General features: G+C 71.7%; 16 protein-coding genes. 11 read left to right on the top strand and 5 right to left on the bottom strand.

Annotation, left to right across the window (positions count from 1 at the left end; translation table 11 throughout):
- The first annotated feature begins 62 nt into the window (after positions 1–62).
- The 4 genes from ABT001_RS15310 (at position 63) to ABT001_RS15325 (ending at position 5,730) form a co-directional block, all read left to right on the top strand.
- Positions 63–779 (top strand): hypothetical protein, encoded by a 717-nt coding sequence (locus ABT001_RS15310; RefSeq protein ID WP_351276965.1) that lies wholly within the window; start codon positions 63–65, stop codon positions 777–779.
- A gap of 88 nt (positions 780–867) precedes the next feature.
- Positions 868–1,713, top strand: a complete 846-nt coding sequence (locus ABT001_RS15315; RefSeq protein WP_351276968.1) for a DegV family protein — start codon at positions 868–870, stop codon at positions 1,711–1,713.
- Positions 1,714–2,506: 793 nt separating this feature from the next.
- A complete protein-coding gene (locus ABT001_RS15320) occupies positions 2,507–3,190 on the top strand; it encodes a ComEA family DNA-binding protein (RefSeq protein WP_351276970.1) in 684 nt (227 codons plus the stop codon).
- Positions 3,187–5,730, top strand: a complete 2,544-nt coding sequence (locus tag ABT001_RS15325) for a ComEC/Rec2 family competence protein (RefSeq protein ID WP_351276973.1) — start codon at positions 3,187–3,189, stop codon at positions 5,728–5,730. The genes ABT001_RS15320 and ABT001_RS15325 overlap by 4 nt, the downstream gene beginning before the upstream one ends.
- 62 nt (positions 5,731–5,792) lie before the next feature.
- Here ABT001_RS15325 and ABT001_RS15330 read toward each other — a convergent pair whose 3' ends face one another.
- The gene (locus ABT001_RS15330; protein WP_351276976.1) at positions 5,793–6,251 is read right to left on the bottom strand and encodes a pyridoxamine 5'-phosphate oxidase family protein; all 459 of its coding nucleotides are present in this window, start codon (positions 6,249–6,251) and stop codon (positions 5,793–5,795) included.
- Between the two features lie 100 nt (positions 6,252–6,351).
- Here ABT001_RS15330 and ABT001_RS15335 point away from each other — a divergent pair, with 100 nt between their 5' ends.
- Both ABT001_RS15335 and ABT001_RS15340 read left to right on the top strand, forming a co-directional pair.
- The gene (locus tag ABT001_RS15335) at positions 6,352–7,176 is read left to right on the top strand and encodes an arylamine N-acetyltransferase family protein (protein ID WP_351276978.1); all 825 of its coding nucleotides are present in this window, start codon (positions 6,352–6,354) and stop codon (positions 7,174–7,176) included.
- A 236-nt stretch (positions 7,177–7,412) separates the two neighbouring features.
- Positions 7,413–8,297 (top strand): YceI family protein, encoded by an 885-nt coding sequence (locus ABT001_RS15340; RefSeq protein WP_351276981.1) that lies wholly within the window; start codon positions 7,413–7,415, stop codon positions 8,295–8,297.
- Positions 8,298–8,412: 115 nt separating this feature from the next.
- Here ABT001_RS15340 and ABT001_RS15345 read toward each other — a convergent pair whose 3' ends face one another.
- The gene (locus ABT001_RS15345; protein ID WP_351276983.1) at positions 8,413–8,658 is read right to left on the bottom strand and encodes a hypothetical protein; all 246 of its coding nucleotides are present in this window, start codon (positions 8,656–8,658) and stop codon (positions 8,413–8,415) included.
- Between the two features lie 89 nt (positions 8,659–8,747).
- Between ABT001_RS15345 and holA the strand changes: the two genes are divergently transcribed.
- Positions 8,748–9,737, top strand: coding sequence for a DNA polymerase III subunit delta (holA, locus tag ABT001_RS15350; RefSeq protein WP_351276986.1), 990 nt, complete (start codon positions 8,748–8,750; stop codon positions 9,735–9,737).
- A 324-nt stretch (positions 9,738–10,061) separates the two neighbouring features.
- Here the strand turns inward: holA and rpsT are convergent, their stop codons facing one another.
- Positions 10,062–10,328 (bottom strand): 30S ribosomal protein S20, encoded by a 267-nt coding sequence (rpsT, locus tag ABT001_RS15355; protein WP_351276988.1) that lies wholly within the window; start codon positions 10,326–10,328, stop codon positions 10,062–10,064.
- A gap of 215 nt (positions 10,329–10,543) precedes the next feature.
- Between rpsT and lepA the strand changes: the two genes are divergently transcribed.
- From lepA to hemW, 4 genes are all read left to right on the top strand, one after another.
- Positions 10,544–12,418, top strand: a complete 1,875-nt coding sequence (gene lepA / locus ABT001_RS15360) for a translation elongation factor 4 (RefSeq protein ID WP_351276991.1) — start codon at positions 10,544–10,546, stop codon at positions 12,416–12,418.
- A gap of 285 nt (positions 12,419–12,703) precedes the next feature.
- The gene (locus ABT001_RS15365; RefSeq protein WP_351276993.1) at positions 12,704–14,593 is read left to right on the top strand and encodes an AMP-dependent synthetase/ligase; all 1,890 of its coding nucleotides are present in this window, start codon (positions 12,704–12,706) and stop codon (positions 14,591–14,593) included.
- Between the two features lie 174 nt (positions 14,594–14,767).
- Complete coding sequence (locus ABT001_RS15370; protein WP_351276995.1) at positions 14,768–16,687, top strand: SpoIIE family protein phosphatase; 1,920 nt, start codon at positions 14,768–14,770, stop codon at positions 16,685–16,687.
- A gap of 52 nt (positions 16,688–16,739) precedes the next feature.
- Positions 16,740–17,972, top strand: coding sequence for a radical SAM family heme chaperone HemW (hemW, locus tag ABT001_RS15375; protein WP_351276997.1), 1,233 nt, complete (start codon positions 16,740–16,742; stop codon positions 17,970–17,972).
- 17 nt (positions 17,973–17,989) lie between these two features.
- On the opposite strand, the gene ABT001_RS15380 is transcribed toward hemW, so the two are convergent.
- Positions 17,990–20,875 (bottom strand): ABC transporter substrate-binding protein, encoded by a 2,886-nt coding sequence (locus tag ABT001_RS15380; protein ID WP_351276999.1) that lies wholly within the window; start codon positions 20,873–20,875, stop codon positions 17,990–17,992.
- 118 nt (positions 20,876–20,993) lie between these two features.
- Complete coding sequence (locus tag ABT001_RS15385) at positions 20,994–21,812, bottom strand: DUF3097 domain-containing protein (RefSeq protein ID WP_351277001.1); 819 nt, start codon at positions 21,810–21,812, stop codon at positions 20,994–20,996.
- Positions 21,813–21,821 lie beyond the last annotated feature (9 nt).

The following is a 21,821-nucleotide window of genomic DNA, read 5'->3' on the forward strand; positions in this document are numbered from 1 at the left end:
TCCGTTTACGGTGGAAGGGGCGACCGCACGCGGGCTGCCGATTCGACGACCGAGGGGCGTTCATGGAAGACGTGATCCTGATCCTGACGCTGCTGTTCGTGGCCTTCATGGTGCTCGGGGTGTACGCCGGGGTGAAGGCGGTGCGTGCGGCCAAGCGCGGTGTCGACCGGACGATCACGCAGGCGCGCCGCTCCGTGGAGGACACCACCCTGCGGGCCAAGAGCTACGGTCAGCCCGGTGTGCCGGGGGAGCTGGCACACCTGAGGCTCACACTGCGTACGTCGATGCGGGCCACGCAGGAGGCGCTGAACGACGGGGTCACGGAAGACGCCTCACTCTCGGAGTCGCTGGCGCTCTTCGAGCGTCTGAGCGCACACGGCGTCGAGCTCGACAACGACCTCAAGCGGCTGGAGCGCGAGCCGGACCGGGCGACGGTGGCCACGCTGCTGCCCGGTCTGAAGGAGCGCACCGAGCGCATCACGCACTCGGCGGAGTCGCTGCGCTGGGCGGCGCGCGACCGGGCCAGGCAGTTCGCCGACGACGATCTCGCCACGCTGAACGCGCAGATCGACCTGGAGGCAGGTGCCCTCCGTCACTGGACGACCGAGGAGTCGTCGGCACAAGGGGAGTCGCCGGCACGGAGGGATGCTGCCGGGCACACCTGGAGCGGGCCGGCCGACGAGGCGACTCCGGCACCCCCGTCGCTCACCCCGCCGGACCCGGGGCCGCGCACGGGCTATCCGTGGCAGAAGTCCGCCAGGCCGGAGACCACCAACTGACACGCATCGGCTCGCGGACCGACCCGAAACGATCAGCAGACCGGTCCCGGGCTGCCGTGTCCACGTCCCGGGAGGTAATCTCCGGCTCATGTCCCGCCATGTCGCGATCGTCACCGATTCAACGGCCTACCTGCCGCCCCAGACGATGGAACGGCATGGCATCACCGCGGTGCCGCTGACCGTCGTCCTGGGGGATCAGGCCCTGGAGGAAGGCACGGAGATCTCGGCCCGGTCGCTGGCGTCAGCCCTGCAGAAGCGCCGCTCCGTGACCACGTCGCGTCCCGGCCCTGAAGTCTTTGCCGCCGCTTACCGAGCCGTGGCCGAGGGCGGTGCCACCGGCATCGTCTCCCTCCATCTGTCGGCCGAGTTCTCCGGTACGTACGACGCCGCCGTGCTCGCGGCGAAGGACGCCCCCGTGCCGGTGCGCGTGGTCGACACCGGCATGGTCGCCATGGCTCTCGGCTTCTGCGCGCTCGCCGCGGCCGAGGCCGCCGAAGCGGGGGGCGATCTGGACGAGGCCGTCGCAGCGGCCGAGAAACGGGCGGCCGGCACATCGGCCTTCTTCTACGTCGACACGCTGGACTACCTGCGACGAGGCGGGCGCATCGGCGCCGCCCAGGCGCTGCTGGGGTCGGCTCTGGCGGTCAAGCCGCTGCTCCAGCTCGACGGCGGCCGGATCGAGATGCTGGAGAAGGTGCGGACGGCGTCCAAGGCGATCGCGCGGCTCGAGGAGATCGTCGCCGCGCGGGCCGGCACGGGTGCGGTGGACATCGCCGTCCACCACCTGGCGGCTCCGGACGGGGCCGAGCGGCTGGCGGAGCGGCTACGGGGACGGGTGCCGGGGCTCGTCGATCTGCATGTGAGTGAGGTCGGCGCGGTGATCGGGGCGCACACCGGGCCGGGGTTGCTGGGAGCAGTGGTCGCACCACGCTGAAACTCGCTCCTCCGAGTGACGTGGTTGTCCACAACTGGTGAGTTGTCCACCGTAATTGGGGCGGCTCGGCAGATTTCATCGGAAGTGTCTAGCGTCGTGAGGCATGACCTCCCGAACACTTTCCACAGTCGGCCGTGCTTTCGGACGGCAGAGCCCGAACGGCGGTCCCACGGATCCGCTCGCACGCCGGCTCGCGGATCTGCCCGCGCATGTGCCCGTGCATGCCGCCATGGACCCGCCCAGGCGTCCTCCCACCCATAGGGCGCCCCGTCGCGCCGCACACGGACCCGCCCCGACGGGGCGCGCCAGGACCGGCCCCGGTGTCCGACCGGGTGGAGCGGCCGGTACCTCGCCGGGCACCGTATCGCTCGCCCGGCACGGGCGCCGGAGGCGTACGGGGCGCGGATCCGATGCCGGGATCGCTGAAGCCTCACGGCTCCGGGCGGATGCCCTGCTGGCCGCCGACCGGGCGCCCACGCGGATCCCTGCGGCTTCCGACTCGGGCGGCGCGGGCGGCGCGGGCGGCGCGGGCACGGCAGCGGTGCTGCCGGGCATGCCAGGAGCGCCAGGAGCGTACGGAGTGCCTGGAGCGGCCGGAGCGCCAGGGCGGGCTCGTGGCGCACCCTCCTGGGCAGTGACCCAGCCGTTGCCCACGTCTGATCCGGACTCCACGGCGGTGCCTGCGGCCGGGCCGTCCCTCCCGACGCGTGGCGCGGCGCCGGACGGGTCCCCGCCGCGGTCGGGGTGGTGGCGTGAGGCGGGGCCCGCCCTGAGGGACCGGTTACCCCTGTGGGTGCAGCTGCGATGCGGTCTGGAGCCACGCGCGCTCGGCGCGCTCGCCGTCGTCCTGGTCGGGGCCGCAGTACTGGCGACGGCCCACTTCTGGTCGGCCCGTCCCGAGCCGGTCCGGGCTCCCGACCGGGTCACGGAGGCCGCCGCGGTCCAGGCGGGCGGGCCGGCGACCCCGCAAGCCGGGCCGCCCGGCCTCACACCCGGTCCGGGCGCGGTATCGAGCAGCGGCGCCACACCCGGCGGGCGGATCGTCGTCGATGTCAGCGGCAAGGTGCACCGGCCGGGAATCCAGTACCTGCCGGCCGGCTCCCGCGTCGCGGACGCGCTGCGCGCCGCGGGAGGCGTCCGTGCGGGCGCTGACGTCACCGCGCTCAACCGCGCGCGTGTCCTGACGGACGGCGAGCAGGTCGCGGTAGGCTTTGTCGGCGCCGCGCCACCACCCGCGGGCGGACCGGGTGCGGGCGGAGCGGCGGTGGGGCAGGCCGGACCGGCGGCGCCGGTGAGCCTCGGCACGGCGACCGTCGAGCAGCTCGAAACCCTGCCCGGTGTCGGTCCGGTGCTCGCCCAGCACATCATCGACTACCGCACCGAGCACGGGGGTTACCGATCCGTCGACGAGCTCCGTGAGGTGAACGGCATCGGGGACCGCAGGTTCGCCGACATCCGACCGCTGGTCAGGCCATGAACGAGGCGGTGGAGGGAGCGGACATCCGCACGGACGGCCACACGGATTCGGGACGGCGGCGGGGTGCCGCCGACCCGTGCCAGGAGGCGCCGGCGGACCTGAGGCTGGTCCCTCCCGCCCTGGCGGCCTGGGCGGCAGCCGTCGTGGCCCTGGCGGCGCCCGGCCGGTGGGTGGCGGCCGGGGCGATCCTCTGCGCAGGCGCCGGGCTGGGCCTCGCCGCCGTAGCGCGACGCGTGGCGCGTGCGGTGCCCGGAGGGGCGGGACCGGCGAGGCCACCCCGGCGTACGGGGACATTCGGCATGGTCACGGCCGGGGTGCTGCTCTGCACGGCAGCGGGTGCGGCGGCTGCCGGGCTCCACGCCGCGGATGTCCGCAGGGGTCCCGTCCCCGGGCTGGCGGAGTCCTACACGCGGATCGAGGCGGACGTGACCGTGACGTCCGATCCCCGGCAGACCCGGCCACGCGTGAGGGGGGACCGCAGCACACCCGTATCCCTGCTTCTCGACGTGGAGGTCGACCGGCTGGCCGCCCCGGACGGAGCGGTCACCAGGCTCCGCACCCCGGTCCTCGTCATGGTCACCCCGGGCGACGCGCGGGTGGCTTGGCAGCGGCTGCTGCCCTCGACGGTCATCCGGATCAGCGGACGGCTCGCGCCGCCACGTCACGAGGGAGAACGCTTCGCGGCCGTACTCCGCACCGAGGCGGACGGCCCGCCGCGGGTCCTCGGAGGGCCCACCCTCCTCCAGCGTGCCGCAGGGGATCTGCGCTCCGGTCTGCGCGAGGCCACCGACGGGCTCGACGCCGACGCCCGGGCACTCCTGCCGGGGCTGGTCGTCGGTGACACCTCACGGGTGCCGCCCGACCTGCAGGACGCTTTCAAAGCCACCGACCTCACCCACCTGCTGGCCGTGTCGGGCGCCAATCTGTCGATCCTCCTCTTCCTCCTCATCGGCCCACCGGGGAGTGCGTCGCGCAGTGAGCGCCGCGGCCTGGCGCCCCGGCTGGGCCTCTCGTTGCGCCTGACCGCCCTGACGGGTGGCGGGATCGCGCTCGCCTTCGTGATCGTCTGCCGACCCGAGCCGAGCGTCCTGCGCGCGGCTGCCTGCGGCCTGATCACCCTGCTCGCCATCGGGACCGGCCGGCGCAGATCGCTGATTCCCGCACTGTCCGCCGCCGTTCTGCTGCTGGTGCTGTACGACCCGTGGCTGGCCCGTAGTTACGGGTTCCTGCTGTCCGTGCTCGCCACCGGGGCGCTGCTCACCCTCGCACCGAAGTGGAGCGACGCCCTTCAGCGGCGCGGGGTCCCGGGACGGCTCGCCGAGGTGCTGGCCGCCGCGGGAGCCGCTCAGGCGGTCTGCGCTCCCGTGGTCGTGGTCCTCGCGTCGCGCGTCAGCCTGGTGGCCATCCCCTGCAACCTGCTGGCCGAATTCGCTGTGGCGCCCGCGACCGTCCTGGGTTTCGCCGCGCTGGCCGTGGCCCCCGTGTCCATGCCGGTGGCGGCCGTACTGGCAGAGATCGCAGGTCTGCCCGTCGGATGGATCGCGTCCGTGGCCCGGACCGGGGCCGCGCTTCCCGGGGCTGAGGTCGACTGGCCGGGCGGCTGGCGCGGTGCGGCCCTCCTGGCCGTGCTCACGGCCCTGCTGGTGCTGTCGGCCCGACGCCTGGCCCGTCACCCCTGGGTCTGTTCGGCCGCCGCGCTCCTGCTGGTGCTCGCGGTGCTGAGACCGGTACCCGTCACCCGGTTCGTGACGGGATGGCCACCGCCGGGCTGGGCCTTCGCGCTCTGCGACGTGGGGCAGGGGGACGCCATGGTCCTCGCCGCCGGCGACGGCACGGCGGTGGTCGTGGACACCGGCCCTAAACCCCGCCTCGTGGACAGGTGTCTGCGTGACCTGGGCGTCACCCGTGTGCCCCTGTTGCTGCTCACCCACTTCCACGCCGACCACGTGCGTGGCCTGCCCGGTGTTCTGAGCGGCCGTGAGGTCGGCGCGATCCAGACGACGCACCTCGACGAACCGCCGGAGCAGGCGGCCTTCGTGAGGCGAACGGCCGCGGCGGCACGAGTCCCGATGGTCCGCGCCGTTCCGGGGGAGCGGCGCCGGACGGGGCCCCTCGACTGGCGAGTGCTCTGGCCCGCGGCCGCCGCGCAAGGGGAGGCTTCGGCACATCTGACCGAGGAACCGAACGATTCCAGCGTCACGCTCCTCGTCAGGTCGGGCGGACTGACCCTCCTGCTCCTCGGTGATCTCGAACCCCCCGCCCAACAGGGGGTGCTGCGCGGCCATCCGGCCCTGCCCCGGGTGGACGTGCTCAAGGTCGCGCACCACGGCTCGGCCCACCAGGACGCGGCGCTCCTGCGCAGCGCACGCCCGAGACTCGCGCTGATCAGCTGCGGCAGAGACAATCCGTACGGTCATCCTGCGGCCCGTACGGTCGAAACACTCGAAGCGACGGGAGCGAAGGTCCTGCGCACCGACCTCCACGGTGCGATCGCGGTGACAGGCGCCGGCAAGGGACTCCGCGCGGCAGGTCGGTCATGAACATGACGTTTGCCCGGCCCCGATTCCTGCGGAGCCGGTCACCGGGGTCGGGCGGGCCTCCGCTACCGGACAAGCCAGGTGCCGTCGAGCATCAGATCGCGTCCTGCCTGCTCGTTCGACTCCCGCCACGCCTTGACGGTGTGCGGCGTGATGCGCAGATACACCCACGCGGAGCGTCCGCGCACGTCCCAGTGGAGCTTCTCCGCGAAGGCGTCACCCGACTCGGGGGGAAGGTCCGCCCCCTCCACGATCTCGGCCGTCCCCTCGATCAGCACCACATCGCGGGTGTGCCCGAGTGTGGCCCTGACCGGTCCGGAGGGACTCAGATTGACCGCCGTCGGATTGCTGCGCCGGGTGGCCAGCAGCAGCGTGCCCCTGTCCCACACGAACGACAGAGGCACCAGGCACGGCACACCGTCGGCAGAGGCCGTAGCCACCCAGACGTCCTCGTCCTTCTCCAGACGGTCGAGTACGTGCTGCTTGCGCTGTTCCGGGCTGCGTGCCGGTTCTCGTGTCGCCATGGCCCACAGGCTAGACACGGCCCGGAGCCACCACATCGGTCGGCGGTCCTAGGCCCACCGGATCATGGCGCCGCCCGGCACATCGCGACAGACTGCCGGGATGAGCGAGGAAGCGACGCGACCGGTCCATGCGCCCGGCTCCGCCTGGGCGGACGCCTATCTGGAACGCATCGGTGCGGCGCGGCCTGCCCGTGCCGACGCCTCGGCTCTGCGCGAGCTGCAGCTCCGTCACCTGATGACCGTGCCCTTCGAGAACCTGTCGATCCATCTCGGCCAGGACATCGTCCTGGAGGAGGACAAGCTCGTCGACAAGATCGTGAAGGACCGTCGGGGCGGCTTCTGTTACGAGCTCAACGGCGCTTTCGCGGCACTGCTGCGCGAGCTGGGCTTCCGCGTCACGCTGCTCCAGGCACGGGTCTTCGGCGACGCAGGGCGCCTCGGCATTCCGTACGACCACGTCGCACTGCGCGTGGAGACCGACGACGGAACGGGCCCGTGGCTCGCCGATGTCGGCTTCGGCGACCACGCCCTGCGCCCCCTCGGCCTGGACGCCCGCGTCGAACAGGAGGACCCCTGCGGCAGTTTCCGCTTCCGGGAGGCGCCACAGGGAGACCTCGATCTGCTGCGCGACGGTTCGGAGCAGTTCCGTCTGGACTTGCGGCCGCGCGTGCTGGCGGACTTCCGGGCCGGCTCCTGGTACCACCGGACCTCGCCGGATTCCCACTTCTCACGGTCGCTCATCTGCTCCCGCCGCACCACGGACGGCAGAGTGACGCTCCGCGGCCGCACCCTGATCACCACCGTGCGGGGCGAGCGGCAGGAGACGGAGCTGGGCGACGACGCCGAAGTGCTCGCCGCCTACCGCGACCACTTCGGTCTGGCGCTCACCCGCCTGCCCGCGGTGCGCGCGACCCCGGCCGGGTGACGGGCACGGGCACGGGCACGGGCACGGCTCCGTCATGGGTCCCTCGGTCAATGCGGACCATCGGTACCACCTGCGTACAGCAGCACACAGCTCGGCATAACCCGCTCTGAGCTGCCGCGTTTGCCTCGAACGTCACGATGGTGATCGAATGACCATTCGTCGGCGGGCCGCTGCTCCGACAACGACGTCCGGCTGTCAGGCCCGAGGTGAGAACCGCCCCTGGGGAGTACGTGCACATGTTCGGCTGTTGGCTAGGCAGCAGACCGAAGTCCAGTGCTGCGCAGAACAGCGCCCTTGCCGGGTTCCCGGTACCGCACGACGCCGGAATGCTGAGCTGCCGAGTGCTGGACCCCGTGTCCGAGCCCGTCCGACAGGCCGAATTCGTCGTCACCGACAGCGGAGGCCGCAAGGTCGTCAGCGGTGAGACGGACCCCTTCGGGAACGTGGTCGCCACCGTGCCCGGGGGTGACTACCGCCTGGGCGTCACCGCCGACGGGTTCACCCCCTTCCACGGGCCGGTCACCGTCTCTCAGGGCGACCACGCGAGCCTCGGCGACATCTCGCTCCAGGTGGCGCAGCCCCCGCAGCTCCCCGATCCGGGCGACTGGGAGATCGAGCCGTCGCACACCCAGATCGGCTTCACCGCACGTCATATCGGCATGGCCCGCATCCACGGCCGGTTCAACACCTTCGCCGGAGCCGTGCGGATCGGCGACCGCATGGAGGACTCCGCCATGCACGTCGTCATCGACGCCTCGTCGATCGACACCAACGTCCAGATGCGCGACGACCACCTGCGGTCCGGTGACTTCCTCGACGTCGAGCGCTACCCGACCCTCGAGTTCTACAGCGAGCGTTTCGTCCACCGCGGCGGTACCCGCTGGGGTGTCACCGGTGCGCTCACCCTGCACGGTGTGAGCCGCACCGTGACGCTGGACACCCAGTACCTCGGTCTGGGCAACGGCCTGGAGGGCGAGACCCGGGCGGCCTGCCGGGCGACCACCGAGCTGCACCGCGAGGACTTCACGCTCACCTGGCAGACGATGCTGGCGCGTGGCATCGCCGTGGTCGGCCCGAGCATCAAGATCGAGATGGACATCCAGATCATCCCCAAGGGCTGACCACGGCCGGTCACGCCCGACCGTGCCCGGATGCCTGACCGTGCCCGGCCGCGCCTGACCAGGGCCGGTACCCAGCCGGTGGGCCAGGGACCCCGTGGCTCCGCGCACCCTGCCTCTACGGTGCCTCCAGCCACCCCTCGTACTCCGTGGCGAAGGCGTCGAGTGCCGCGGAGTCCAGGCGGCCGGCCGGGTCCTCCACCACCACGAGCCACTGCGCGTCCTCGGCGTCGTCCTCACCGGCCAGGGCGTCCCGGACGAGCTGCGGCTCCTCGGAGACGCCGAACCGCTCCGACAGCTCTCCGGCGACCTCCTCGGCCGTGTCGCGGTCGGGCAGGACCAGCACATGTCTCACATCGCTCACCCGGACATTCTCCGGTATGCCCGGGCCGGAGTTACCCGGGGGCGGCTGCCCCACGGCGTTGTCACAGGGGCGTGGGATGCTGGACCGCGATGGCCACCAGACGTAACCCCACCGACGACCCGCTCGCCCCCGTCACGCTCGCCGTGGGCCAGGAGGACCTGCTCCTGGACCGTGCCGTGCAGCATGTGGTGGCCGCGGCCCGCGCCTCCGACGCCGACACGGACGTCCGCGACCTCACTCCGGACCAGTTGCAGCCCGGCACGCTCGCGGAGCTCACCAGCCCCTCGCTCTTCGCCGAGCGGAAGGTGGTGATCGTGCGCAACGCTCACGATCTCTCCGCCGACACCGTCAAGGACGTCAAGGCGTACCTGGGGGCACCCGCCGAGGAGATCACCCTGGTGCTCCTGCACGCGGGCGGGGCCAAGGGCAAGGGACTGCTGGACGCCGTGCGGAAGGCGGGGGCGCGCGAGGTGGCGTGCCCCAAGACCACCAAGCCGGCCGAGCGGCTGTCCTTCGTCCGGTCGGAATTCCGGGCGCTCGGGCGCTCCGCCACCCCGGAGGCGTGCCAGGCCCTGGTTGACTCCATCGGCAGCGACCTGCGCGAACTGGCCAGCGCTGTTTCGCAGCTGACAGCGGATGTCGAGGGCACCGTCGACGAAGCGGTCGTAGGCCGTTACTACACGGGGCGGGCCGAGGCATCCTCCTTCACCGTCGCCGACCGTGCCGTCGAGGGCCGGGCGGCGGAAGCGCTGGAGGCGCTGCGCTGGTCGCTGTCCACCGGCGTCGCTCCCGTCCTGATCACCAGCGCCCTCGCGCAGGGCGTCCGGGCGATCGGCAAGCTCTCCTCGGCCCGGGGCGGACGCCCCGCGGACCTGGCCCGCGAGCTCGGCATGCCGCCCTGGAAGATCGACCGGGTCCGCCAGCAGATGCGCGGCTGGACACCGGACGGGGTGGCGGCGGCGCTGATCGCGGTCGCGGCGGCGGACGCCGGTGTCAAGGGCGGCGGGGACGACCCCGAGTACGCCCTGGAGAAGGCCGTGGTCGCCGTCGCCCGCGCCGCACGCTCCGGCGGACGCTGACCCCCGCGCAGCGACCTGTGGCGCGCCCCGCGCCCGGCCTGGGCGCCGAACGCCCGGCCCCGTGCCCGCCCGGGACCAGGAGGGGCCGTGTCCGCGATCCCGATCCACCCACGCCGCTGCCCGTGCACCGCACGCCCACGCCACCGCACACCCACGCACGAAGGCCCCGACCGTAGTCCTGGGGAGGACTTGGCCGGGGCCTTCGGTTCACGCTCGGTGCGCCGCACCCGCGTGGCGAACGCAGGTTCGGTGTGCGGCGCGGGGTGCCGGTCAGGAGCGGGAGAGAGGGCCCGCTGAGTCCGTTCCGGCGATCACATCAGTGGTTCAGCCCTGGAGGGCGGCAACCTTGAGAGCCAGCGCCGACTTCTTGTTGGCGGCGGCGTTCTTGTGGATGACGCCCTTCGAGACAGCCTTGTCGAGCTGGCGGGAAGCGTCGCGGACGGCCACAGTGGCCTTCTCGACGTCACCGGCAGCGGCAGCCTCACGGGCCTTGCGGATCGAGGTCTTGAGCGAGGACCTGACGGCCTTGTTGCGCAGGCGCGCCTTCTCGTTCGTCTTGTTCCGCTTGATCTGGGACTTGATGTTCGCCACGAAAGAGCCTTTTCAGGTTCGTTGGATCTTCTATGTGCGCCACGCCGCTTCTGAGGGCCACGAGGCACAGCTGCCCACGGTAGCAGTCACCCTCGCACCGGCCCAAACCGGCCCCGGCCCCGCAGGCGTGGGACCATGGAGGCTACGTATCGATCCGTCCGACCCGACTTCGACCCGAGACACGGCGTCCGGCGTCTCAAGAATCAGGACCCTGCGTGCCCGCGACTCCTACCAACGTGCCCGAGCCGAGCCGTACCGACCCGGCGCTGATCCGCAACTTCTGCATCATCGCGCACATCGACCACGGCAAGTCGACCCTTGCCGACCGGATGCTCCAGCTGACGGGAGTGGTCGACCAGCGGCAGATGCGCGCCCAGTATCTCGACCGGATGGACATCGAGCGCGAGCGCGGCATCACCATCAAGTCCCAGGCGGTACGTCTGCCGTGGGCGCCCAACGAGGGTGAGGACAAGGGCACGACCCACATCCTCAACATGATCGACACCCCGGGCCACGTGGACTTCACCTACGAGGTCTCCCGCTCCCTGGCCGCCTGTGAGGGCACCGTCCTCCTGGTCGACGCCGCTCAGGGCATCGAGGCGCAGACGCTGGCCAACCTCTACCTGGCGATGGAGAACGACCTCACCATCGTCCCCGTGCTCAACAAGATCGACCTCCCGGCCGCGCAGCCCGAGAAGTTCTCCGAGGAGCTGGCCAACCTCATCGGCTGCCAGCCCGAGGACGTGCTGAAGGTCTCCGCCAAGACCGGTATCGGCGTGGACGCGCTGCTCGACCGGGTCGTCCGGGACGTCCCGGCCCCGATCGGCCAGGCGGACGCCCCGGCCCGCGCGATGATCTTCGACTCGGTCTACGACGCCTACCGCGGTGTCGTCACCTACGTCAGGGTCGTCGACGGCCAGCTCAACAAGCGCGAGCGCATCCGGATGATGTCGACGGGGGCCACCCACGAGCTGCTGGAGATCGGTGTCTCCTCCCCGGAGATGACCCCGGCCGACGGCATCGGCGTGGGTGAGGTCGGCTACATCATCACCGGTGTGAAGGACGTCCGGCAGTCCAAGGTCGGTGACACCATCACCTCCCTGAACAAGGGCGCGACCGAGGCGCTGGGCGGTTACAAGGACCCCAAGCCGATGGTGTTCTCGGGGCTCTACCCCCTCGACGGCTCCGACTACCCGGACCTGCGTGAGGCCCTGGACAAGCTCCAGCTCAACGACGCCGCGCTGGTGTACGAGCCGGAGACCTCGGCCGCGCTCGGCTTCGGCTTCCGCGTGGGCTTCCTCGGTCTGCTGCACCTCGACGTGATCCGTGAGCGCCTGGAGCGGGAGTTCGGTCTCGAGCTCATCGCCACCGCGCCCAACGTGGTCTACCGCGTCGAGATGGAGGACGGCACGGAGCACATCGTCACCAACCCGAGCGAGTTTCCCGAGGGCAAGATCGACAAGGTGCACGAGCCGGTCGTCAGGGCCACGGTCCTGGCGCCCAGCGAGTTCATCGGCGCGATCATGGAGCTCTGCCAGAACCGGCGCGGCACCCTGCTCGGCATGGACTACCTCTCCGAGGACCGGGTGGAGATCCGCTACACCCTGCCGCTCGCCGAGATCGTCTTCGACTTCTTCGACCAGCTGAAGTCCAAGACCCGCGGCTACGCCTCCCTCGACTACGAGCCCACGGGCGAGCAGTCCGCCCAGCTCGTCAAGGTCGACATCCTGCTGCACGGCGACAAGGTGGACGCCTTCTCGGCGGTCACGCACAAGGACAAGGCCTACGCGTACGGCGTCCGGCTCGTCGCCAAGCTGCAGAAGCTCATCCCCCGGCAGAACTTCGAGGTGCCGATCCAGGCCGCCATCGGCTCCCGGGTCATCGCACGCGAGACCGTCCGCGCCATCCGCAAGGACGTCCTCGCCAAGTGCTACGGCGGTGACATCTCCCGTAAGCGGAAGCTGCTGGAGAAGCAGAAGGAAGGCAAGAAGCGGATGAAGATGGTCGGCAACGTCGAGGTGCCGCAGGACGCGTTCATCTCGGTCCTGTCGACCGACGAGTCCGCCGGCGAGAGCAAGGCCAAGAAGTAGCACCGGCCTGCCCCGCACGGGTCCACCCGGGAGTACGTACTCGGGCGTACCCGGGAGTAGCCCAACGGGCCCCTGTGCCGCGGACGCCCGCGGTGCGGGGGCCCGCTTCGTTATCAAGCGGCGGCCCGTTGCCCCTTACGCGACGGTCCCACGCGCTCTAGTCTGATCACCACCCGTTAGTTACTCGCCAGTTAAACAAGCAGGCCGAGCGGGAACGAGAAGCAGGAATCACCAGCAACAGCACCCATAGCCGGTCGTAGCAATGCCGCAGGCCCGGAGGACGTCGTGAGCGACACACAGACCTTGATCGATAGCCGACCGCCCTCCGTGGCGACTCTCTTCATCGACCGCGTGGCGGCCACACCGGATGGGGAGGCCTACCGCTACCCGGTGCCGGCAGCCTCGGGTCAGGGCCCGGACGATTGGAAGTCGCTCACCTGGGCACAGGCCGCCGAGCGGGTCCACGCCATCGCGGCCGGACTGATCGCTCTGGGTGTCCGGCCGGAGGAGCGTGTCGCGCTCGCCTCCTCCACCCGCGTCGAATGGATCCTCGCCGACCTCGGTGTGATGTGCGCGGGCGCGGCGACCACGACGATCTACCCCTCCACGAACACCGAGGAGTCCGCCTTCATCCTGGCCGACTCCGACAGCCGCGTCCTGATCGCCGAGGACGCGGCCCAGTTGGCGAAGGCCCGTGAGAACAGGGCCGGGCTGTCCGACCTGGCGCATGTGGTCGTCATCGATCCGGCCGGCGCCGAGCCCGTGGAGGGTGACCCCGAGGGCTGGGTCCTCACGTTGGCCGACCTGGAGGCCCGGGGCGCCGAGCACCTGGTGAAGAACCCCGACGCGGTCACCGACCGGGTCGACGCCATCACGCCGGATCAGCTGGCGACCCTGATCTACACCTCGGGCACCACCGGCCGCCCCAAGGGCGTACGGCTGCCGCACGACAACTGGTCGTACATGGCCAAGGCGACGGTCGCGACCGGCCTGATCACCGCGGACGACGTCCAGTACCTCTGGCTCCCGCTCGCGCACGTCTTCGGCAAGGTGCTCACGTCCGGCCAGATCGAGGTCGGTCACGTCACGGCCGTCGACGGACGCGTGGACAAGATCATCGAGAACCTCCCGGTGGTCCAGCCGACCTACATGGCGGCCGTTCCCCGCATCTTCGAGAAGGTCTACAACGGTGTCGCGGCCAAGGCGCGGGCCGGCGGCGGCGCCAAGTACAAGATCTTCCAGTGGGCGGCCGGCGTCGCCCGTGAGTACGCCACGGTGTCGCAGGACAACTTCCGGCGCACCGGCAAGGCCTCCGTGCCGTTCGCCCTCGGCGCCAAGCACAAGGTCGCCGACACCCTCGTCTTCGCGAAGATCCGTGAGGCCTTCGGCGGACGCCTCCGCGCCTGCGTCTCCGGTTCGGCCGCCCTCGCCCCCGACATCGGCCTCTTCTTCTCCGGTGCCGGCATCCACATCCTGGAGGGCTACGGGCTCACCGAGTCCAGCGCCGCGTCCTTCGTCAACCCGGGCGACGCCTACCGCACCGGGACCGTCGGCAAGCCGCTCCCCGGCACCGAGGTCCGGATCGCCGACGACGGCGAGATCCTGCTGCGCGGCCCCGGCCTGATGGAGGGCTACCACCGGCTGCCCGAGAAGACCGCCGAGGTGCTGGAGTCCGACGGCTGGTTCCACACCGGGGACATCGGCGAGCTCTCCGAGGACGGCTACCTGCGGATCACCGACCGCAAGAAGGACCTGATCAAGACGTCCGGCGGCAAGTACATCGCCCCGGCGGAGGTCGAGGGCCAGTTCAAGGCGGTCTGCCCGTTCGTCTCCAACATCCTGGTGCACGGCGCGGACCGAAACTTCTGCACCGCCCTCATCGCGCTCGACGAGCCGACCATCCTCGGCTGGGCGCAGGAGAACGGACTGGGCGGCAAGCCCTACGCCGACGTGGTGGCGTCCCCGCAGGCCGTGGAGCTCATCGAGGGCTATGTGCGGACGCTCAACGAAGGCCTGCAGCGCTGGCAGACCATCAAGAAGTTCCGGCTCCTGCCCCGTGACCTCGACATCGAACACGGCGAGCTGACCCCGAGCCTCAAGCTGAAGCGGCCGGTCGTCGAGCGCGAGTACCGGGACCTCATCGACGACATGTACGCGGGCTCCCGCGAGGCGTAACAGCCGAGGGGCAGGTCGAGGCGGGGCCGGGGGTGCGGAAGCACCCGCCGGCCCCGCCCCGTTCTGCGCCCGGCTCCGGGCGACTTCCGTCACTCGGCGCTTATGGGTGCGCTCCGTCTGTCACTCTGTCGGGATACGTCAGCGGCGTTTCGCGAGACTGTCAGGAGCCGCACCGTGGGGCCCATTCCCTTGCAGCGGGACGTCGTCCGGCGTCCCGGCACCGTCGTCGCCGAACAGGGCGGCGAGCCGTTCCCGGCCGCCCGGACCAGCCTGCCCGGAATCCCGCAGGCCTCGGCCGCGGCCCGCAGATTCGTCCGGGCCGCGCTCGCCGACTGGACCGGGCTCGGCCTGCCCTCCCTCGGGGAGTTCGGTGAACGGCTCACCGACGACGCGCTGACCGTCACCAGCGAGCTGGTCACCAACGCGGTCGTGCACGCCGGTACGGCCGTCGAACTGCTGCTCCGGCTGGAGGACTCGGCAGGGCCCGAGCCCGCTGCCCTGGTGCTGGAGATCACCGACCACCATCCCGCCCGCTCGGTGCGCGACGACCGCGACGAGCGGCCCGACCCCGCCGAATACGGACGGGGACTGCAACTCGTCGCCACCCTCGCCGAGTCCTGGGGCATCACCTACCGCACCGGCCTCAAGACCGTATGGGCCCGCCTCCCGGGCGACGACCGGTACGGACTGCCCGACGTCCCGGCCGCCGAAGGTGCCACCCACAGCCGGGGTCCGCGCGCCGCCGGGGCCCTCGCACCCTCGGCCGGGCGCACCGCACGGGACGACGGCGGCTGGTCCGGGCACGGCGGGCTCTCCTTCCTCGCCGAGGCCTCCGGCCTCCTCGCCGGCCAGCTCGACGAGGACCAGGTGGCATCGACGGCGGGCCGGCTCCTGGTGCCCCGCCTCGCCGACTGGTGTGCGATATGGCTGGAGTGCGAGGGCGGCGGCCCGGCGGCGGCTCCCCGGCTCGCGGGGGTCTGGCACAGCGACGAGGAACGGGCCGAGCTGCTGCGGCCCGCACTGGAGAAGGAGCCGCTCCGCCTGCCCGGAAGCGTCGGTACGGGCCCCGTACCCATGCCGTGGCCGGGAGGCGTCACGACGGAGCGCGGGGACGGCACCGGCGCCGTGCTCGCCCACCGCATCATCTCGGGCGGACGTACGCTCGGAGCCGTCCTCGTGGGCCGCGAGGGCGCCGACCACGTCCCCGACGACGTCGCCGCCCTCCTCGCGGACTTCGTACGCCGGGTCGGTCTCGCCGTGGGCGCCGCCCGCGCCTACACCCGTCAGGCCACCATCAGCCGCATCCTCCAGCGGGGCCTGCTGCCCAGCAAGGTCGCCGAGATCCCCGGCGTCACCAGCGCCCTGGTGTACGAGCCGGGGGACGACGGCGTGGTGGGCGGCGACTTCTACGACCTCTTCCCGTGCCCCGGCGACCGCTGGTGCTTCGTGCTCGGGGACGTCCAGGGCAGCGGTCCCGAAGCCGCCGTCGTCACCGGACTCGCCCGGCCCTGGCTGCGCCTGCTGTCCAGGGAGGGGTTCAGCGTCGGCGAGGTCCTCGACCGGCTCAACCGGCTCCTCCTGGACGACGCCATGGAGGCCGCCGAGGCCGCCGCGCTCATGGTCGCGGCGGCCGGCGGCCAGCAGATCCAGGGCGGTGAGCAGACGCAGGACGGCTCCCAGTCCCGATTCCTCTCCCTGTTGTACGGCGACCTCGTGCCGCTCCCGGAGGGCGGTGTGCGCTGCACCGTGGCGAGCGCCGGCCACCCGCTCCCGTTGCTGCTGCGCCCCGACGGCTCCGTACGCCCGGCCGTAGGGCCGCAGGTGTTGCTCGGGGTCGTCGACGACGTGGCGTACGAGAGCCGGAGCTTCGACCTGGCGCCCGGCGACAGCCTTCTCTGCGTCACCGACGGGGTGACCGAGCGCCGCTCGGGGCGGCTGATGTTCGACGACGACGACGGTCTCGCCCGGGTCCTGGCCGGCTGTGCCGGGCTTCCGGCCGCCGGGATGGCCGACCGGATCAGGCGGGCCGTCCACGCCTTCGCCGAGGGCCCGCCGGACGACGACCTGGCCCTGCTGGTGATCCAGGTCGACTGATCCGGACCGCCGTGGTGCGGGGCAGCTCCGCCGGCGAGTGACAATGGACGGTATGCCTTCCGTACTGCCCGATGGTGAGCCCGTGCCCGACGACGGGGCACTGCCCCGCCACGCCCTGGAAGGCGCCGCGGAACGGCCGCTCGGCTTCTACCTGCACGTGCCCTACTGCGCCACGCGCTGCGGCTACTGCGACTTCAACACCTACACCGCGACCGAGCTGCGCGGTTCAGGTGGTGCCCTGGCGTCCCGGGACAACTACGCGGCCCATCTGATCGAGGAGGTCCGCCAGGCCCGCAAGGTGCTCGGCGACGACCCCCGTCCGGTCCGCACGGTCTTCGTCGGCGGGGGTACGCCGACGCTGCTGCCCGCCGCCGACCTGGTCCGGATGCTCGCGGCGATCCGCACGGAGTTCGGGCTGGCGGAGGACGCCGAGATCACCACGGAGGCCAATCCGGAATCCGTCGATCCGGCGTATCTGGCGGAGCTGCGGGAAGGCGGCTTCAACCGGATCTCCTTCGGCATGCAGAGTGCCCGGCAGCACGTCCTGAAGATCCTGGACCGCACCCACACGCCCGGCAGGCCCGAAGCCTGCGTCGCCGAGGCCCGTGCGGCCGGCTTCGAACACGTGAACCTCGACCTGATCTACGGGACCCCCGGCGAGTCCGACGACGACTGGCGGGCCTCGCTCGACGCGGCGATCGGCGCCGGACCCGACCATGTGTCGGCGTACGCCCTGATCGTCGAGGAGGGGACCCAGCTCGCCCGGCGTATCCGGCGCGGCGAGGTCCCGATGACGGACGACGACGTCCACGCCGACCGCTACCTGATCGCGGACGAGGCGATGGCGGCGGCCGGCTTCTCCTGGTACGAGGTGTCGAACTGGTCCCGTACGCCCGAGGGCCGCTGCCTGCACAACGAGCTCTACTGGCGCGGCGCCGACTGGTGGGGCGCCGGGCCCGGGGCGCACAGCCACGTCGGCGGGGTGCGCTGGTGGAACGTCAAGCACCCCGGGGCCTACGCGCAGGCCCTGTCCGAGGGCCGCTCGCCCGGCGCGGGCCGGGAGGTGCTCGGTGACGAGGACCGCCGGGTCGAGCGCATCCTGCTGGAGCTGCGGCTCGTCGAGGGCTGCCCGCTGTCGCTGCTCGCCCCCGCCGGCCTCGCGGCGGCCGGCCGCGCGGTGACGGACGGGCTGCTGGAGCCCGGACCGTACGCCGAGGGCCGCGCGGTCCTCACCCTGCGGGGCCGGCTGCTGGCCGACGCCGTGGTGCGGGACCTGGTGGACTGAGGCGGAGGAAGGATCCCCTATGTCACCCGACAGTCCGCGCGGGTGAGGGGTGTCCGGTCACCCGCGGCCCGGCCGCACACCACACGGCTCTGCGCGTCCGGCCCCGGGCGGGTGACCTCGACGATGTTCAGGCCGTGCACCTTCTGGTCGGCGTACGGAATCGTCCCCCGGAAGGTGATGGTCCCGGTCGGCATGTCGTGCAGGGCAACCGAGTAGAGCGTCGCCCAGGTCTCCGCAGCGCTCTGCGGGACGTCGCTGCGGGTCGCCGCCGCATAGAGGGCTGCCGTCGCCTGGTAGGACATGACGGTCTGCCCGCTGGCGAACAGCTTGTCCTCGTACGGGCGCTCCTTCGGCAGCGCGGGCAGCCGCCGGCCTTCGGGGAGCAGGGCTTCCAGGGTCTTGCGGGAGTCCTCGTAGAACGCCCGCCCACCGCCCTGGCTCAAGGGGGCGAGCGCGCCGTAGTAGAGCGTCACCTTGTCCGCGAGCTTCGTCGAGTCGTCGAAGCGCGCTTTGGTCAGGTCGTCGCCGGTGAAGACCGTGATCTGCTTCTCCGAGCAGCCCGCCGTCTGGCCGAGGCCGGACATCAGCGTGTTGACGTCCTCGACCCGGCCCGCGAAGTACAGGGCGTCGGGCACGCGCTCGGCACCGCAGATCGCGTGCAGGGGCGCGTCGAGGTTCGCGGAACTGCCGTTCTCGGACAGGGAGTACTGGGTGTCGGCAGCCACGGTGAAGCCGGATTCCGCCAGCATCTCCAAACCCACCCGGCGCTGCTCGGTGGTGTAACGGTCCTTGTCCTCGTTGCCCACCTTCCGGGACAGGACGGCGGCCTGCGGATCGTCCAGCGCTTCCGCCAGCCGGCCCGCGACCAGCCCGAGGGCGTCCGCCTGCTCCTCGTCGGTCGCGGCCATGCCGAAGTAGTTCGGATACGCGCGGGCCAGATCACTGCCCGAGTTCGTGGTGTCCACCACGGGAAGCCCCGCGCGCTGGAGGAGCCCGGTGGTCTCGGCGCTCTCCGTGGTGTTGCGGCCGAGGCCCACGACACCGACGACGGAGGGGTCCCGCCGGGCCACGTCGATGATCCTCCTGACCGCCGTGGTCTGCCGCAGCATGTCCTGGCCGCCGTTGGCCGTCAGGACCCGGAGCTTGACGGAACGGTTTGCCGTGTCGTTGACGAACCGCTGGTGGAGATAGACGCCGGTCAGCTCCTCCAGACCCTTGCGGGTGTCCTCCCGGTTCGCGTCGGTGCCGGTGAGCGGGCCCGCGTAGACGACGGTGACATGCGGTTCACCCGGCACGATGGCGGAGTTCTGCTCCCTGATCGCCTGTTCGATCCGCTCGAAGGTGACACCCTGGCCCACCCCGTGCAGCTGGAGGGTGTTGCCCTCGGCGAAGCGCACCTCGGGCACCGTGGCCACCCCGATGCACTCCTTGGCGCCGCCGGGGCCGGTCAGTCTGACCGCGTCGGTGCTGACGCCGACGAGCGGGCCGTAGCAGTACTTCTCCTTCAGGTGCTCGCCCCACAGGTAGGTTCCCAGCAGCGCGCCGACCAGCGCGAGGGCGACGGTCGTCCGTGACATCACCCACCAGGCCCAGGTCCGGCGGACCCGATGGGTGACGAGCTGCGCATGGGCGTGCTCGTGGGTCAGCTGACCGGTGGAGAGCGGCAGCCGCAGCACCCAGGCCAGCGTCACGGCCGCCGCCGGGGCCTGGCCGACGCTCAGGTCGGCGACCCAGCTCTCGTACCGGGCACGGGCCCCGGACCTGCCGCCGGCGTTCGCCGCCGGCTCGGGAGGCAGCGGCGGGGTGTGCCGCATGATCCGGTCGGCCGGCAGCGAGGCCAGGAGCAGCAGCGGATCCACCTCGCTGCGCCGCGAGCGCACGTTGTTGACGGCGTTGATGAGCAGGATGCCGCCGTTGTCCTGGGTGGCCGTCGGCAGGAAGACCACCGGCGGGACGGTGCGCTTGCCGCGCCGCCAGTCCAGGGCGTGCGGACGGTAGTTGTGCAGCAGGTCCTCCAGCAGCGCCTGGACACGGAGCTCCAGGTGGAACTGGCGCGCGTGCTCGTCGCCGGCCCCCGCATCCGCGACCCGCCCCGCGACGGCGGCAGCCCGCGCCCGGATCACCCGCCACGAACCGCTGGGGGAGAACCACGACCAGCCGTCGGACGGGTACGCGGTGCTCGACGCGGCCAGCGACGACGTGGTCGCGAGCCAGCGGCTGGCCCGGCGCAGCCACAGCAGCGGTGGCGCCGCCGTGGTCACCAGCCTCACGACCGCGAGGCCGAGCAGGGCTGCGGCGGCGACCAGGGCGGTCAGCACCCAGCCGATCTCCCCCAGCAGCACGCTGAGCACGGCGATGAAGACGGCCCCGACGAAGGTCTCCGGACGTATCGAGGCGCGCAGCGAGTCCCACCAGTTGGAGCCTCCCGACCGGCTCGCCCGCCACCGCAGGCTGCCCAGCTGTTCCAGGATCCGTTCGTCGCGTTCCCGGGGCGATCCGGCGCCAGGCTGTGCGACGACCGTCTCCGTGGCCTGCTCGATGGCGGCGAGCAGCCGGGAGCGGGGAAACGTGAAGGGCTTGTACTGCGAGGTGTCCCGGGTCTCCCAGGGCCGTTCGGTGAGGGTGCGGACCATGGAGAGCGCCGCCTCGTACGGGGTGGTGCCGTTGCCGTCGAGCAGCTTCACCGGCACCCGCCGCCGCTGGTTCGCCCGGTGGACCTGATGGACGATGCGCTCGACCCTGTCGTCGATCTCCGGACCCGCGGCGGCGTCCTTCGCCTGCGCCACGACCAGGGGCATCACGGGCCGGTTGACCCGGTACTGGTCGATCAGTTCCTGCATGAGGTGGAAGACGGCGGAGGCCGCCTCGTTGTCCGCACTGTCCCGCCACACTTCACGCGTCATCCGCCCCGTCCCATCCCCTGCGCCGGCACTGCCGTCACCTCTCAATAACGGATGGTGCGTGTGCGGCGCAGGTGTTCGCGGGTATCGGTACCGGATCCTCGTCAAAGGGCTCCGGGCATCAGCCGGGCAGAGTGACGAAGTCGATCAATTCTTCTACGCGGCCCAGCAGTTGAGGTTCCAAGTCCTTGTACGAGCCGACTTCGGACAGGATGCGCTGCCAGGCCGCACCGGTGTTCTCCGGCCAGCCCAGGGCTCGGCACACGCCCGTCTTCCAGTCCTGGCCACGCGGAACCACCGGCCACGCGGGGATGCCCAGGGACGACGGTTTCACGGCCTCCCAGACGTCGATGTACGGATGCCCGACCACCAGCACGTGCGCGTCGGTGACCTGAGCGGCGATCCGGGACTCCTTGGACCCGGGCACCAGATGGTCGACCAGGACACCGAGCCGGGCGTCCGGGCCGGGCGCGAACTCCCGGACGATCGCCGGCAGGTCGTCGACGCCCTCCAGGTACTCCACCACCACGCCCTCGATGCGCAGGTCGTCGCCCCAGACCCGCTCGACGAGCTCGGCGTCGTGCCGCCCCTCCACGTAGATCCGGCCCGCCCGCGCCACCCGGGCCCGCGCCCCCGGGACCGCCACCGAACCGGACGCCGTACGCATGGGGCGGACGGGGCCGCCGGCCGAGGGGCGTATGAGGGTGACCACCTTGCCGTCCAGCAGGAAGCCGCGCGGCTCCATCGGGAAGACCCGGTGCTTACCGAAGCGGTCCTCCAGCGTGACCGTCGGCCCCTGGGCCGTCTTCTCGCACCGGATCACCGCCCCGCAGAAGCCGGTGACGGCGTCCTCGACGACCAGATCGGGCTCGGCGGGGACCTCGGGGGCGGGGGCGGACTTCTTCCACGGCGGAGTCAGATCCGGCTGGTAGCTGCGCATGGCACGACG

The sequence above is a fragment of the Streptomyces sp. NPDC002793 genome (assembly GCF_040295485.1).
In the GTDB taxonomy this organism is placed as follows: domain Bacteria; phylum Actinomycetota; class Actinomycetes; order Streptomycetales; family Streptomycetaceae; genus Streptomyces.

Coding starts and splice junctions, on each gene's coding strand:
- holA (WP_351276986.1), top strand. CDS start 8,748: ATGGCCACCAGACGTAACCCCACCGACGACCCGCTCGCCCCCGTCACG.
- ABT001_RS15325 (WP_351276973.1), top strand. CDS start 3,187: ATGAACGAGGCGGTGGAGGGAGCGGACATCCGCACGGACGGCCACACG.
- ABT001_RS15335 (WP_351276978.1), top strand. CDS start 6,352: ATGAGCGAGGAAGCGACGCGACCGGTCCATGCGCCCGGCTCCGCCTGG.
- ABT001_RS15380 (WP_351276999.1), bottom strand. CDS start 20,875: ATGACGCGTGAAGTGTGGCGGGACAGTGCGGACAACGAGGCGGCCTCC.
- hemW (WP_351276997.1), top strand. CDS start 16,740: ATGCCTTCCGTACTGCCCGATGGTGAGCCCGTGCCCGACGACGGGGCA.
- ABT001_RS15315 (WP_351276968.1), top strand. CDS start 868: ATGTCCCGCCATGTCGCGATCGTCACCGATTCAACGGCCTACCTGCCG.
- ABT001_RS15340 (WP_351276981.1), top strand. CDS start 7,413: ATGTTCGGCTGTTGGCTAGGCAGCAGACCGAAGTCCAGTGCTGCGCAG.
- ABT001_RS15310 (WP_351276965.1), top strand. CDS start 63: ATGGAAGACGTGATCCTGATCCTGACGCTGCTGTTCGTGGCCTTCATG.
- ABT001_RS15330 (WP_351276976.1), bottom strand. CDS start 6,251: ATGGCGACACGAGAACCGGCACGCAGCCCGGAACAGCGCAAGCAGCAC.
- ABT001_RS15385 (WP_351277001.1), bottom strand. CDS start 21,812: ATGCGCAGCTACCAGCCGGATCTGACTCCGCCGTGGAAGAAGTCCGCC.